Genomic DNA, 13,902 nt, shown 5'->3' on the forward strand with positions numbered 1-13,902 from the left:
CGTTTCCTGCCTTTTCTTCAGTTGTCAGGTTTTGGATTCTTTTTCGTTCTTGTAGGGCGGCCGCGGAATGTTCTGATGCGCCGCGCGCAAGGCCGCCGACCAGCGCGAACGCAGATCGTGGAAATAGGGCTCGCCCGCCTCGATGCGATGGTTGAGGTCGGCATCGCAGGCGTCCGCGCGTACCACCAGCACGTCGATGGGAAGACCGACGCCGAGGTTCGAGCGCATGGTGGAGTCCATCGAGATCAGGCCGGTCTTCAGCGCCTCGTACAGTTCGACGTCATAATGCATGGCGCGGTCGAGCACCGGCTTGCCGTATTTGTGCTCGCCGATCTGCAGGTAAGGCGTGTCGGTAGTGCACTCGATGAAATTGCCGGCGGTGTAGACCATGAACAGACGCATGCGCGCGCCCTTGATCTGGCCGCCGAACAGGAAGGAGACGTCGAAGGACACGTCCTCGGATTTCAGCGCCGGCCCTTCGGTGGCATGCACGGAGCGGATCGCCCGGCCGATGCGCTGGGCAGCCTGGAACATGGTCGGCGCGTTCATCAGCGTCTCGACCTCGCCCGTGTTGGGGTCCTCGAGGCCTTCGGTCAGGGTGGAGAGCACCGACTGGCTGATGGCGAGATTGCCGGCGCTGGCGATCGCCATGATGCGGTCGCCCGGCTTGGAGAAGATGTGCAGCTTGCGGAAGGTCGAGACATTGTCGAGGCCGGCATTGGTGCGGGTGTCGGCGATCATCACCAGACCGTCCCGAACCAGGATTCCGCAACAATAGGTCATTTCCAGTCCCCGAACGCGTTTGCGCGGAATTACTAGCCAATTTCGCCGGCCGCTCCAACCCCCGATTCCCGGGGGGAGGTGAGACGACTAGCTCTGCCGCTGCGACTGCGATTGTGATTGACCGCCGCGGCCGGCCTGGTCGACCTTGACCGCGACCGTCAGCGTCTCCGTGCCGCCGCCATAGCGGGTGCCGCGCACCGGTGCCGCGCCGAGATAGTCGAGCCCGATCGCGACGCGAACATGGGCGTCGGTGGTGCAGATGCTGTTGGCGGGATCGAACCCGACCCAGCCGAGGCCGTCCACGTAAGCCTCCGCCCAGGCATGGCCAGCGTCCTGGTGCACGGTGCCGTCGGAGCGCAGGAAGTGGCCGGAGACGAAGCGCGCCGGCACGCCGCCGCTGCGGGCGCAGGCAATGAAGATATGCGCATAGTCCTGGCAGACGCCGCGCTTGAGCGTGAACGCCTCCGCCGCCGACGTGCCGCTGTTGGTCGGATCTTCGTCGAAGGTCATGTGGTCGCTGATCTCAGCCATCAGCGTGTGCAGGAAGCCGAGCGTGTCGCTCTCGGCCTCGCTGCGCAACTGACGCGCGACTGCTGCCATCGCTGGATTGACCGTCGTGAGGGCGGTGGTGCGCAGAAACATGTCGGCGGGAAATCGCTCGTCGGCGCCGCGCAGCACGCCACCGGTGTCGTGGGTCTCGATCAGCCCCTCGGCGGTGATCTTGATGTCGCCGACAGGCCCGCACGACAGCACATGGGTGACGTTGCCGAAGGCGTCCTCATGGGTGTCGAGCTTGGTGTCGGTCGAGACATCGATCTGCCATTCCGCCACATATTGCCCGTCATGGCTGCACGGCGTCATGCGCAGGATCTGGATCACGCTCGTCGCCGCCGGCTCGTAGCGATAGGTCGTGGTGTGCTGAATTCGCAAGCGCATGGTGTTTTGATTCCGCCATTCCGGGCTCGCCCTTTCGGCGTCCCGGAGTGACTGCGTGTATCAGATCAAATACTGCTTCGAGATGATTTCGCCCAGTCTCGAATTATCCGTGATGAATTCCTGAATGAATTCATGCACGCCATGCTGGAAAATGTCGTTCATATTGCTGTGTTCCAGCCGGTTGCGGATGCCGCGGGCGTGGCGCTGCGCCGGGCCCTGCCGGCCATAGGCGACGCCAATCTGGTCGAGGTTGCGCGTCAGATTGTCGTAGCAACTCGCAAGGGAGCGCGGCAGCGTGCCGTTGAGAATGAGAAGATCCGCGACCAGCCACGGTTTCAGCGTCTCGCGGTAGACCCAGTGATAGGCCGTCAGCGCCGACACCGAGCGCAGGATCGAGCTCCACTGATAGAAGTCGAGCGGGCCGCCGACATGCTCCTCTTCCGGCAGCAGCACGTGATATTTCACGTCGAGAATGCGTGCGGTGTTGTCGGCGCGCTCCAGATGCAGGCCGAGGCGTGAGAACCAGTAGGCGTCGTTGCGCAGCATGGTCCGGTAGGCCGAGCCGTCGAAGCGCAGCGAGGTCTCCTGCACGAAGCGCAGGAATTTTGCGAGGTCCTCGCGTGTCGAGGTGCCTTTGCTCCAGACCGCCTGCAACTCGATCCAGGCCGAGTTGATGGTGTCCCACATCTCGCTGGTGAGCGCCGTTCGCACCGAGCGCGAGTTCAGCCTCGCTGCCTCGATGCAGTTCCTGATCGAGGACGGATTGTCGGCCGAGAACGAGAGGTAGTCGACGACGTTATGCTCGTTGGCTTCCTCGTGGGTCTGATAGAAGGTCTCCGCGACGCCGGCGGTGAGCAACGCTGAGTCCCACTCGTTGGTCTTGCCGATATAGGCTGCTGGAAGTGCTGTGACGCGCAGGGTCGCATCGATGGTCCGCGCGAGGTATTCGGCCCGTTCGACGTAGCGGGCGAGCCAGTAGAGGTTTTCGGCGGTACGCGACAGCATCTCTCTACTCGTCCAGAATCCAGGTGTCTTTGGTGCCGCCGCCCTGGCTTGAATTGACGACGAGCGAGCCTTCCTTCAGCGCAACCCGTGTCAGCCCGCCCGGCACGATCGTCGTGCTTTTGCTGCCGGTGAGTACGAAGGGTCGCAGGTCGACGTGGCGCGGGGCGAGGCCGGAGGCCGTGCAGGTCGGGCAGGTCGAGAGCGCCAGCGTCGGCTGGGCGATGAAACCTTCCGGCTCGCGCTTGAGCTTCTCGCGGAAAGCTTCGATCGTTGCTTTCGTCGCCGCGGGACCGATCAGCATGCCGTAGCCGCCGGAGCCGTGCACTTCCTTGACGACGAGCTCGCCGAGGTGGTCGAGCACGTAAGCAAGGTCCTTCGGCTCGCGGCAGCGCCAGGTCTGCACGTTCTTCAGGATCGGCTCCTCGCCGAGGTAGAATTTCACGATATCCGGCATGTAGGAGTAGATCGCCTTGTCGTCGGCGATGCCGGTGCCGACCGCGTTGGCGAGCGTGATGTTGCCGGCCGCATAGGCCGACATCAGCCCGGGCACGCCGAGCGCGGAATCGGGGCGGAAGGTGAGGGGATCAAGAAAATCGTCGTCGACACGGCGGTAGATCACGTCGACCCGTTTCACGCCCTCGGTCGTCCGCATGAACACTTCGTTGTTCTTGACGATGAGGTCGCGGCCCTCGACCAGTTCGATGCCGAGCTTGTCGGCCAGGAATGAGTGCTCGTAATAGGCCGAGTTGTAGACACCCGGCGTGAGCAGGGCGACCGTCGGCTCGCCTGAGGCGCTCTGTGGCGCGACCGAGCGCAGCGCGGAGAGCAGCTCGTCCGGATAGCGCTCGACCGGCGCCACCCTGTGGCGGGCGAACAGATCCGGAAACAGCCGCATCATGATCTCGCGGTTTTCCAGCATATAGGACACGCCGGACGGCGTGCGCGCATTGTCCTCCAGCACAATGAAATCGTTGGCATCGACCCGGACGATGTCGATGCCGGCGATGTGCACGTAAACGTCGTGCGGCACCTGCTGGCCGTTCATCTCGGGCCGGAACACCGGGTTCTGGAAGATCAGATCGTCGGGCACGATCTCGGCGCGGAGAATGTCGCGGCCGTGATAGATGTCGCGCAGAAACATGTTGAGCGCGCGCACGCGCTGCTTCAGGCCCTTTTCCAGCAGCGCCCATTCCTTGCCGGACATGATCCGCGGGATCACGTCGAACGGAATCAGGCGCTCGGTGGACTCGGTATCGCCGTAGACGGCGAAGGTAATGCCGATCCGGCGGAACAGCAGCTCGGCTTCCTGGCGGCGATATTCGAGCGCCTCGGGAGGCGTCTCCTTGAGCCAGCGCGCCAGCTCCTGATAGGCAGGGCGAAGGTCCCCGCCGGGAATATTCATTTCATCAAACGCGACTGCCATAGATCCCGACTGTCTCCGTCGCCATGCGGCAAGAGTGCATGACTTTCACGTGGTAGCAAGGGGCGGGCCAGCGCGATAAGCATGGAGAGTGGGCATTTGCCGGGGATGGCCGGCGGCCTGCCTGAAAAATTGGCTGAGGACTGCTTATTTCGGCAGCAAAACTGCGTGACTTCAACGCGTTACCTCGGCAAAGTCGGGCCCACAGGTGAAGGACTTAAGGTATGAGCGAGATCGTCACGGCGGGCATTCTGGTCATCGGGGATGAAATCCTGTCCGGCCGGACCAAGGACAAGAATATCGGCTTCATCGCCGAATACCTCACCAACATCGGCATCGACCTGAAGGAGGTCCGGGTCGTCTCCGACGACGAGCCCGACATCATTGCTGCGCTGGACGCATTGCGACATCGCTACACTTATGTGTTCACCACCGGCGGGATCGGGCCGACCCATGACGACATCACCGCAGACAGCATCGCCAAGGCCTTCGGCGTCGGCATTGACCATCACCCCGAAGTGGTGGCTCGTTTCCGCGAGCGGTGGAGCGAGCAGGACCTCAACGACGCCCGCCTGCGCATGGCCCGCATCCCCGACGGCGCAGAGCTGATCCAGAGCGCGACTATCCTCGCCCCCGGCTTCAAGATCGGCAATGTGATCGTGATGGCCGGCGTGCCGTCAATCATGCAGGCGATGATGGACATCGTCTCGCCCAAGCTGAAATCCGGCGTCCGCATGCTCTCCGAATCGGTCCGCGCCAACGCGCGGGAAGGCGATATCGGCGGCCCTTTGCGGACGATCGCTGCAGCCCACCCCGACACCATCATCGGCAGCTACCCGTTCATGGATGAGGAGCAGAAGCCCAACACCAATCTGGTGGTGCGCTCCCGCGACGCGGACAAGCTCGCATCCGCGATGGCGGCAGTGAAGGACATGCTGGCGGGATTGAGCATCACCCGGTAGCAGATGGAGCTGCCGGCAGACGAATGCAGGAGACGAAGATGGCAGGTGAAGCACCGGAACTGAGTGCGCAGGAACGGGCAGGCCGGCCGTTTCCTGTCTCGTGGGACCAGTTCCACCGGGATTGCCGGGCGCTGACCTGGCGGCTCAACGAGGTCGGCCCGTTCCACGCGGTGATCGCGATCACCCGCGGCGGCCTGGTGCCGGCTGCGATCGTGGCGCGCGAGCTGGGCGTGCGCGTGATCGATACGGTCTGCATCGCCAGCTACGATCACGACAAGCAGGGCGAGCTTCAGGTCCTCAAGGGCATTTCAGAATCGGCGATGAAGCTCGGCGGCGGCACCGGCAAGGGGCTCCTGATCGTCGACGACCTCGTCGACACCGGCAAGACCGGCAGGCTGGTGCGCGAGATGCTGCCCGACGCGCATTTCGCCACCGTCTACGCCAAGCCGAAGGGGCGCCCGCTGGTCGACACCTTCATCACGGAAGTCTCGCAGGACACCTGGATCTTCTTCCCCTGGGACACCGCGCTGTCTTATCACCCGCCGCTGCGCGACGGCGCCGCGTAGTTGTCGCCGTCATTGCTTCACTTGCAGTGACGGGTAGAGGCCGCCATGCCCCTGCAGAATCGCGTGACTCCGACCGGCGATATCATCGCCACCCCGCATCGGGGCATGTTCACCGGCAATCGCGGCATCATCCATGATCCCGCGACGAAGACGCTGCTGAAGAAGCGCTGGTCGTCGCCGGCCTGGCTCACCTGCACGTGCGAATTCCGCGGCCGCCGCCGCGAGGTGATGGCACAGCAGAGCTGGACCGAGCTGTTTTTCCTGGATGAGCCCACCGCGCTCGCGGCCGGGCATCGCCCCTGCTTCTACTGCCGGCGCGACGATGCCAATCGCTTCCGGGCGGCATGGGAGAAGGGCAACCGCGTGCACGACGTCCGCATGCACGACATCGACACCGTACTGCACCACGAGCGCCTCGACCACGGCAGGAAGCGGTTGCACGTGCTGCTGGTGCCGCTCGAACAGCTCCCCGATGGCGCGATGCTGCAGCAGGGCGAGGAGAGCTTTCTGGTGACACAGGGCAGGGCGCTGCTGTGGTCGCCGGCGGGATATGCCGTGGCGGAGTATCCCCCGGGAGACGCAACGCTGCTCACGCCGCCGTCGACGCTCCGAGCGCTGAATGCCGGCTATCGGCCCTTGCTGCACCCGACCGCGTTGCCCTAGCGCAGCGGCCGCCCTTCCTCATCCACCGTCGTCCGTGCGTCACGCAGCGCCCATTCGTGGATCACCTGGCGGCAGCGGACGAGTTCGGCCTCGCTCGCAGCGTTCGCACCTCTGGATGCCCGTTCGACCATCGCCTTGCAACTGGCGAGCACGGAGCGGTCCTCCGCGCGCGCCTGCAAGGTGAACGTTGCAAGCGCCGCGACGACGAGCGCCGTCCGAACAACCAACATCAGCCCAGCTTCTCGCGCGCCAGCGCGGCACCGGCGCCGAGCGCCATCAGCTTGGCTTCGGCGGTCTCCCGCCGCATCGGCGCCATGCCGCAATTCGTGGTGGCGATGATGTTGCTCTTGGGCACGAATTTCGACACCGCGTCGATCACCTTGACGACGTCGTCCGCGGTCTCGACCGTATCGCTGGCAACGTCGATCACGCCGGCCTGCACGATCTTGTTTTTGAGCAGCGCGAGCAGATCGAGCGGCACCTTGGAATTGCGGCATTCGATTGCGACCTGCTGGATCGGGCTCGCGTCGATCGCGGGAAAGATCTGCTCATACTGCCGCCATTGGGCGCCGAGCGTCTCCTTCCAGTCGGTGTTGGCCTTGATGCCGTAGCCGTAGCAGATGTGGACCGCGGTGGCGCAGGTGAGGCCCTGCGCGGCGCGCTCCAGCGCCTTGATGCCCCAGTCGTTGACCTCGTCCATGTAGACGTTGAAGGCGGGCTCGTCGAACTGCACGAGATCGACGCCGTCGGCCTGCAGCGCCCTGGCTTCCTCGTTCAAGAGCTCGGCGAACGCGAAGGCCATCTTGACGCGGTCGCCGTAGTAGCGGTCGGCGATGGTGTCGATGATGGTCATCGGGCCGGGCAAGGTGAATTTCAGTTTTTTCTTCGTGTGCGTGCGCGCGACGCGCGCCTCGTCGGCATGGACGCGGCCCTTTAGCCGCAGCGGCGCGACCACCTGCGGCACCATCGCCTTGTAGCGGTCTTTCCGGATGCCCATTTCGACCTTGTGGGCGAAATCGATGCCCTCGATCTTCTCGAGAAAACCGTGCACGAAATGCTGCCGGGCCTGCTCGCCCTCGGTGACGATGTCGATCCCGGCGTCCTCCTGCACCTTCACCGCGAGCATCGTCGCGTCGCGCTTGGCGCGGAGAAGCTCGTCGCCCTGCGACTTCCAGGGTGCCCAGAGCATGTTGGGCTCGGCGAGCCATTCCGGCTTGGGCAAGGAGCCGGCGATCGTCGTTGGAAACAGCATGGGTCCCTCCCGGCGGGTTGTGATTGCGCCACTGTCTGCCATGACTTAACGTCGAGGTACAGAACAACAAAAGTCGCCCTCTATTCCAGCGGCGACGACAGGGAAGGCCCAAGGAAGGGTCAAGGAAAGGCCAGAGGAAAGATCGTGATCGATCTCCATTACGCGCCGACGCCAAACGGCTGGAAAATCTCGATCATGCTGGAGGAACTCGGGCTTCCCTACACCGTGAAGCCCGTCAACATCCGCGCCGGCGAGCAGTTCAGCCCTGAATTTCTGGCGATCTCGCCCAACAACCGCATTCCCGCGATCATCGATCACGAACCTGCCGATGGCGGTGCGCCGTTCTCGGTGTTCGAGACCGGTGCGATCCTGATCTATCTGGCAGAGAAGACAGGCCGCTTTCTCCCCACTGACCTGCGCGGCCGCTCCACCACCATCCAATGGGTGATGTGGCAGATGGCCGGGCTCGGCCCGATGCTCGGGCAGCACGGCCATTTCGCGCTCTATGCGGCCGAAAAAATTCCTTACGCGATCGCGCGCTACCGCGACGAGGCCGCGCGGCTCTATGGTGTGCTCGACCGGCAGCTCGCCAAGACCGGCGCCTATGTCGCCGGCGACTATTCCATCGCCGACATCGCCTGCTTTCCCTGGACCATGACCCACAAGGCACAGGGTTTTACGCTCGATGACTATCCGGACGTGAAGCGATGGTACGCCGAGGTGCGCGCCAGGCCGCAAGTGCAGGCGGGGCTTGCGATCGGCAAATTCGTGAAAGAGCCGTTCGACGAGGAATCACGCAAGATCATGTTCGGCCAGAGGGCTAAGGAAGTGTTGGGAAAGACGTAGGCTGCTCGCCACGCCCGTCATTGCGAGGAGCGAAGCGACGAAGCAATCCTGGCTGTCTCTGCGGAAAGATTGTGGATTGCTTCGCTTCGCTCGCAATGACGGAGGCGAGAACGGAACAAAATACAAGGAAACGCCATGATCGAATTCTTCTTCGACTGTTCCAGCCCCTGGACCTATCTCGCTTTCCACAACATCCAGCCGCTGGCCAGGGAGCTGGGGGCAGAGATCGTCTGGCGGCCGATCCTGGTCGGCGGCATCTTCAACACGGTCAATCCCAGCGTCTACGCGCAGCGCGAGACGCCGGTGCCGCTGAAGGCGCGCTACATGAAGAAGGACCTCGCCGATTGGGCGCGCTCGGCGGGGCTTGCGATCAAGATGCCGCCGACGGTGTTCCCGGTGAACAGCGTCAAGGCGATGCGCGGCTGCATCTGGCTGGGGAAGGACATTGTGCCGTTCGCCACCGCCGTGTTCGAGACCTATTGGGGCGGCGACAAGGACATCTCGCAGGACACGGTGCTCGCCGAGATCTGCAGGAAGGTCGGCATCGACGAGCAGAAATTCTTTGCCGGCATCTCGGATCAGACGATCAAGGACCAGCTCAAAATCAACACGGAGGAGGTCGTTGCGCGCGGCGGCTTCGGCTCGCCCACGATCTTCCTTGACAAGACCGACATGTATTTTGGCAACGATCGCCTGCCGCTGATCCGCGCGGCGTTGATGCGCAGCAAGCCGAGCGCGGCCTGATGGTGCGGGCTGTCGTCTGCCGCGCGCTCGGCGCTCCCGAAACGCTGCGGCTAGAAGAATTTCCCGCGCGCGCCCTGAAGCCGGGCGAGGTGCGGGTTGCGATCCGCGCCGCTGGGCTGAACTTTCCGGACGTGCTGATGGCGGCCGGCGAATATCAGCTCAAGCCGGAGTTGCCGTTTACGCCCGGCATGGAAGCCGCGGGTGACGTGACCGAGATTGGCGCGGAGGCGAAGGGCGTCGCTGTCGGCGACAAGGTCATCGTCAAGATGCGCCACGGTGCCTTCACCGACGAAGCCGTGGTGACGCCGTCGCAGCTTACGCCGATGCCTTCGACCTTCGACTATGCGGAGGCGGCCACCTATCTCGCCGGTCATGGCACCGCCTATCACGCGCTGATCGATCGCGGCCGCGTCGAGCGGGGCGAGGTGCTGCTGGTGCACGGCGCCGGCGGCGGCGTCGGTCTCGCAGCCGTCGAGATCGGCAAGATGCTGGGCGCGACCGTGATCGCGACGGCCTCCAGCGATGAGAAGCTTGCGATCGCAAAATCGCGCGGCGCCGATCATCTCGTGCGTTACGACCGCGAGCCGTTTCGCGACGCCGTGAAGCGCATCACCGATGGCCGTGGCGCCGACGTGGTGTTCGATCCCGTCGGTGGCGAGGTGTTCGAGAACTCGATGCGCTGCATCGCCTGGGGCGCGCGGCTGCTGGTGATCGGTTTCACTGGCGGCATCGGCTCGGCCAAGACCAACCTCTTGCTGATCAAGGGCGCCAGCGTTCTCGGCGTGCGCGCCGGCGAAGCTGTGCGCAGAAATCCGGCGCTCGGCGAGGTGCGGCTGAAGGCGCTGCTGCAATGGGCGGAAGAGGGCAAGCTCCGCCCGAACATCTCGCATCGCCTGCCGCTGGAGGATTATGCGAAGGCGATGCGGTTGCTGCTCGACCGCAAGGCGATCGGGCGTGTGGCGCTGGTGATGAGGTGACGGTGCCGTAGGGTGGGCAAAGCAAAGCGTGCCCACCATCTGGTTTTGATTAGGTGGTGGGCACGGCGCAAGTGCGCCTTTGCCCACCCACCGAGAGCGTTATTTATACTCCCGCTCTGTCCACCACGGGAAATAATCCGGCATATCGCTCGACACCTTGTTCTTGAATTGCGCCGGCCGCTTTTCCAGGAACGACACCACGCCTTCCTTGACATCCTCAGAGCGGCCGCGAGCGTAGATGCCGCGGCTGTCGACCCTGTGGGCTTCCATCGGATCGTCCGCGCCCATCATGCGCCACATCATCTGGCGGATCAGTGCGACCGAGACCGGCGCGGTCTTCGCCGCAAACTCCTTGGCGAGAGCCCGCGCGGTCGGCAGCAAATCATCCGGGGCCACGACCTTGCTGACGAGGCGGCCGGCGAGGGCCTCCTGCGCGGGGAAGACGCGGCCGGAATAGCACCATTCCAGTGCCTGCGAGATGCCGACGATGCGCGGCAGGAACCAGCTCGAGGCGGCCTCGGGCACGATGCCGCGCTGGGAGAACACGAAGCCGAACCGCGCGGCATCCGAGGCAATGCGAATATCCATCGCGAGCTGCATGGTGACGCCGATGCCGACGGCAGGTCCGTTCACCGCAGCTATCACCGGCTTCAGGCATTTGAAGATGCGCAAGGTCACCTGGCCGCCGCCGTCGCGGACCTGCGGATCACTGTAATCGACCTTGCCGTCGGCGAAACGCTTCACCGGTCCGCGCCGCGCGTCGCGATCGAAAGTGTCTGCACCGGAGGAAAGGTCCGCGCCCGCGCAAAAGCCGCGGCCGGCGCCGGTGACGATGATGGCGCGGACATTGTCGTCCTTGTCAGCGGCGTCGAACGCGTCGATCAGCTCGGTCTGCATCTGCGCGTTGAAGGCGTTGAGCTTGTCGGGCCGGTTCAGCGTGATGGTGAGGATCTGCTCGGCGACCTCATATTTGATCGTCTCATACGCCATGGTGGTTTCCTTCCTTCTTGAACGCAGTCTTGAGAACACGTCACGCATGCGCGCCACCATCCGTCTTGCGCGGACAGGGCATGCCGTTGTCCTGAATATCCAAACGACAATGGCCGGGGCAAGCCCGGCCATGTCGCAGTCTAACGGTATTGGAGCGTCAATGCGCCGGCGGGCGCGGCCAGGGCTTCTGCGCACCGCGCAGACCTTCAAAAGCCTTGGCCATGCCGAGCACGCCGATATCGTCGAAGCGGCGGCCGACGATCTGCACGCCGATGGGAAAACCCTTGGCGTCGAAGCCGCCATTGATGGAGACGGCCGGGTTTTCCGACATATTCCATGGCACGGTATAGCAGATGTGCTCGAACGGTTTCAGGGGATCGTTGGTGGGCGAGGCCCAGTCGGCCGGATAGTTCACGTTCGGCGCGGTCGGCGAGATCACATAGTCGAGCTCGCAGAACAACTTTGACGCAGCCGCGCGGATCGCCATGGTCTGGTTGAAGCCGCGGATGACGTCGACGCCCGACAGCTTCGCGCCCGACTCGCCCCACTTGAAGATGTAAGGCAGCACCTTTGCCTGGTCGGCCGCCGTCAGTTTTGACAGATCGTCCCACATCCGTGCGCGCCAAAAGTTGTCGAGGCCGTCGAGCATCTCGCGCGTGAGGATGCCGTCGACTTCGGTGATGACGGCGCCGGTGGATTCGAACGCTTTCGCCGCCTTGACCGCGACCTCGCGCACCGGCTTCTCCAGCGCCATTCCGGTGCCGGGATCGAGCATCAGGCCGATGCGGAGTTTGCGCGGGGACTTTTCCAATCCCCTCCAGTTGAGCGGTTCGGCGGGCAGACTCATGCCGTCGCGCCGGTCGGGCCTTGCGATCACGCTCATCATCAGCGCGCAATCGTCGACCGTGCGGGTCATCGGGCCGGCGACGCGGCCGACATAGGTAGGATCGATCGGCACGCGGCCGAAGCTCGGCTTCAATCCGACGAGGCCGCACCAGCCCGCTGGCAGGCGGACCGAGCCGCCAATGTCAGTGCCGAGATGCAAAGGACCATAGCCCGCCGCCGCAGCAGCGCCTGCGCCGGCGCTGGAGCCGCCGGGATTCTTGGAGAGGTCCCAGGGATTGCGCGCGAGCGTGTGGAAAGAGGACAGCCCCGAGGACAGCATGCCGTAATCGGGCATGGTGGTCTTGGTGAAGATGATCGCGCCGGCCTCGCGCAAGCGCGCGGCGGGCGGAGCATCCTTCTCGGCCGGCACGAGCTTGACGCTCGCGGCCCCCAGCGGCACCGGCACGCCCTTGGTCGCGATGTTGTCCTTCACCGTGACAGGCACGCCGTCGAGCGCCCCGGACGGCTCGCCCCCGTTCCAGCGCGCGGTCGAGGCCGCTGCGGCCTCGCGCGCGCTGTCGGGATCGAACGCATAGAGCGCCTTCAGGTGCGGCTCCCACGCAGCGACGTGCGCGAGCACGTCCTCCAGCACCTCGCTCGGCGAGAACTGCTTGGCGCGATAGCCTGCGATCAGGTCGACCGCGGAGAGATCGTGCAGCGAGGTGACCGCCTCTTCGACGCTCTTTTTCTGCATTGCTAAACTACCGGCATGCGCGTTTCGATGATCCGCGCGAACATGCTGGCGCCGATCGGCAGGATCTTGTCGTCGAGCACATAGCCGGGATTGTGCACGGGCACTGAACCGTCATGACCGACCCAGAAATAGGCGCCGGGAATGGTCTTCAGCATGTCGGCAAAGTCTTCGCTGCCCATCTTCGGCTGGCTGCGGGTGATCACGTTGGCGGGATTGACGACGGTGCGCGCGACCTCCTCGACCACCTTGGATTGCTCGACCTGGTTGACCAGCACGCCGAAGGTGTCGCGGATGTCGGCCTCGATCTCGCACTGGAAGGTTGCGGCGATGCCGGCGCAGATCGCGCGGATGCGCTGACTGATCAGGGCGCGGACTTCATCCGAGAAGGTGCGGATGGTGCCGCAGAGATGCGCTTCGCCGGGGATGACGTTGTAGGCGGATCCGGCGTGAATCTGCGTGATCGAGACGACGGCGGCCTGCAGCGGATCGACGTTGCGGCTGACGACGGTCTGGATCGCCTGCGCCAGCGTGGTCGCGATGATCACCGCGTCCTTGGAGCGCTCGGGCATCGCGCCATGCGCGCCATAGCCGGTGATGCGGAGGTCGAAGAAGTCGGCGCCGGCCATCGCCGGCCCGGGCAGGATCGCGATCTCGCCGTGGTTGAGGTCAGGCGCGTTGTGCAGGCCGTAGAGCTCGTCGCAGGGGAATTTCTCGAACAGGCCGTCCTTGATCATGGCGCGGGCGCCGCCAAGGCCTTCCTCGGCCGGCTGGAAGATCAGGTGCACGGTGCCGTCAAAGTTCCTGGTCTCGGCGAGGTAGCGCGCGGTGCCGAGCAGCATGGTGGTGTGGCCGTCATGGCCGCAGCCGTGGAAGCGGCCGGGAACGGTCGAACGCCATTTCAGATTGGTGTTCTCCTCCATCGGCAGCGCGTCCATGTCGGCGCGCAGGCCGATGCGCTTGCCGCTCGAACCCTTGCCCTTGATGATTCCGATGACGCCGGTGCCGCCAAGACCCCGATGCACCTCGATGCCCCAGCTCTTCAGCTTGTCGGCGACGATGCCGGAGGTGCGGACCTCCTCGAAGCCGATCTCGGGGTGGGCGTGGAGGTCGCGGCGGATGGCGGTGAGTTCTTCGGCGTAGCCGTCGATGCGGTCGATGGTGGGCATGGGACCTGTCCGG

At 64.4% G+C, this 13,902-nt stretch carries 15 protein-coding genes; 6 read left to right on the forward strand and 9 right to left on the reverse strand.

Translation table 11 applies throughout. The features are described from left to right. Positions 1-24: 24 nt before the first annotated feature. The 4 genes from ABIA96_RS26580 to ABIA96_RS26595 form a co-directional block, all read right to left on the reverse strand. Entirely contained in the window at positions 25-783 is a 759-nt protein-coding gene (locus tag ABIA96_RS26580; protein WP_354139994.1) for a proteasome-type protease, read from the reverse strand. A gap of 87 nt (positions 784-870) precedes the next feature. Then, complete coding sequence (locus ABIA96_RS26585) at positions 871-1,719, reverse strand: transglutaminase family protein (RefSeq protein WP_354139995.1); 849 nt, start codon at positions 1,717-1,719, stop codon at positions 871-873. A gap of 60 nt (positions 1,720-1,779) precedes the next feature. Further along, positions 1,780-2,724, reverse strand: coding sequence for an alpha-E domain-containing protein (locus tag ABIA96_RS26590; RefSeq protein WP_354139996.1), 945 nt, complete (start codon positions 2,722-2,724; stop codon positions 1,780-1,782). Between the two features lie 4 nt (positions 2,725-2,728). Then, complete coding sequence (locus ABIA96_RS26595) at positions 2,729-4,147, reverse strand: circularly permuted type 2 ATP-grasp protein (RefSeq protein WP_354139997.1); 1,419 nt, start codon at positions 4,145-4,147, stop codon at positions 2,729-2,731. A 221-nt stretch (positions 4,148-4,368) separates the two neighbouring features. On the opposite strand from ABIA96_RS26595, the gene ABIA96_RS26600 reads away from it, so the two are divergent. The 3 genes from ABIA96_RS26600 to ABIA96_RS26610 are packed head-to-tail and all read left to right on the forward strand — an operon-like array spanning position 4,369 to position 6,335. Continuing rightward, positions 4,369-5,106, forward strand: a complete 738-nt coding sequence (locus tag ABIA96_RS26600) for a competence/damage-inducible protein A (RefSeq protein ID WP_354139998.1) — start codon at positions 4,369-4,371, stop codon at positions 5,104-5,106. 38 nt (positions 5,107-5,144) lie between these two features. Beyond that, positions 5,145-5,672, forward strand: coding sequence for a xanthine phosphoribosyltransferase (gene gpt / locus ABIA96_RS26605; RefSeq protein ID WP_354139999.1), 528 nt, complete (start codon positions 5,145-5,147; stop codon positions 5,670-5,672). Between the two features lie 45 nt (positions 5,673-5,717). Further along, positions 5,718-6,335 carry a hypothetical protein gene (locus tag ABIA96_RS26610; protein ID WP_354140000.1) on the forward strand — a complete coding sequence of 206 codons (618 nt, stop codon included), beginning with the start codon at positions 5,718-5,720 and terminating at the stop codon, positions 6,333-6,335. Here ABIA96_RS26610 and ABIA96_RS26615 read toward each other — a convergent pair. Both ABIA96_RS26615 and ABIA96_RS26620 read right to left on the reverse strand, forming a co-directional pair. Further along, positions 6,332-6,565, reverse strand: a complete 234-nt coding sequence (locus ABIA96_RS26615; RefSeq protein WP_354140001.1) for a hypothetical protein — start codon at positions 6,563-6,565, stop codon at positions 6,332-6,334. The genes ABIA96_RS26610 and ABIA96_RS26615 overlap by 4 nt on opposite strands. Then, positions 6,565-7,587: a methionine synthase gene (locus tag ABIA96_RS26620; protein ID WP_354140002.1), complete on the reverse strand. Its 1,023-nt coding sequence runs from the start codon at positions 7,585-7,587 to the stop codon at positions 6,565-6,567. The genes ABIA96_RS26615 and ABIA96_RS26620 overlap by 1 nt, the downstream gene beginning before the upstream one ends. Before the next feature lie 144 nt (positions 7,588-7,731). Between ABIA96_RS26620 and ABIA96_RS26625 the strand changes: the two genes are divergently transcribed. From ABIA96_RS26625 to ABIA96_RS26635, 3 genes are all read left to right on the forward strand, one after another. Further along, on the forward strand, positions 7,732-8,433 hold the full coding sequence (locus tag ABIA96_RS26625) for a glutathione S-transferase N-terminal domain-containing protein (RefSeq protein ID WP_354140003.1): 702 nt from the start codon (positions 7,732-7,734) through the stop codon (positions 8,431-8,433). 135 nt (positions 8,434-8,568) lie between these two features. Then, entirely contained in the window at positions 8,569-9,177 is a 609-nt protein-coding gene (locus tag ABIA96_RS26630) for a 2-hydroxychromene-2-carboxylate isomerase (protein ID WP_354140004.1), read from the forward strand. Continuing rightward, positions 9,177-10,154, forward strand: a complete 978-nt coding sequence (locus tag ABIA96_RS26635; RefSeq protein WP_354140005.1) for an NADPH:quinone oxidoreductase family protein — start codon at positions 9,177-9,179, stop codon at positions 10,152-10,154. The genes ABIA96_RS26630 and ABIA96_RS26635 overlap by 1 nt, the downstream gene beginning before the upstream one ends. Before the next feature lie 99 nt (positions 10,155-10,253). Here the strand turns inward: ABIA96_RS26635 and ABIA96_RS26640 are convergent, their stop codons facing one another. The 3 genes from ABIA96_RS26640 to ABIA96_RS26650 form a co-directional block, all read right to left on the reverse strand. Further along, complete coding sequence (locus ABIA96_RS26640) at positions 10,254-11,144, reverse strand: crotonase/enoyl-CoA hydratase family protein (protein ID WP_354140006.1); 891 nt, start codon at positions 11,142-11,144, stop codon at positions 10,254-10,256. Between the two features lie 157 nt (positions 11,145-11,301). Next, complete coding sequence (locus tag ABIA96_RS26645) at positions 11,302-12,723, reverse strand: amidase (RefSeq protein ID WP_354140007.1); 1,422 nt, start codon at positions 12,721-12,723, stop codon at positions 11,302-11,304. A gap of 2 nt (positions 12,724-12,725) precedes the next feature. Then, positions 12,726-13,889, reverse strand: coding sequence for a M20 aminoacylase family protein (locus ABIA96_RS26650; protein ID WP_354140008.1), 1,164 nt, complete (start codon positions 13,887-13,889; stop codon positions 12,726-12,728). Positions 13,890-13,902: the final 13 nt, after the last annotated feature.

The sequence above is a fragment of the Bradyrhizobium sp. LB11.1 genome (assembly GCF_040549385.1).
Lineage (GTDB): Bacteria > Pseudomonadota > Alphaproteobacteria > Rhizobiales > Xanthobacteraceae > Bradyrhizobium.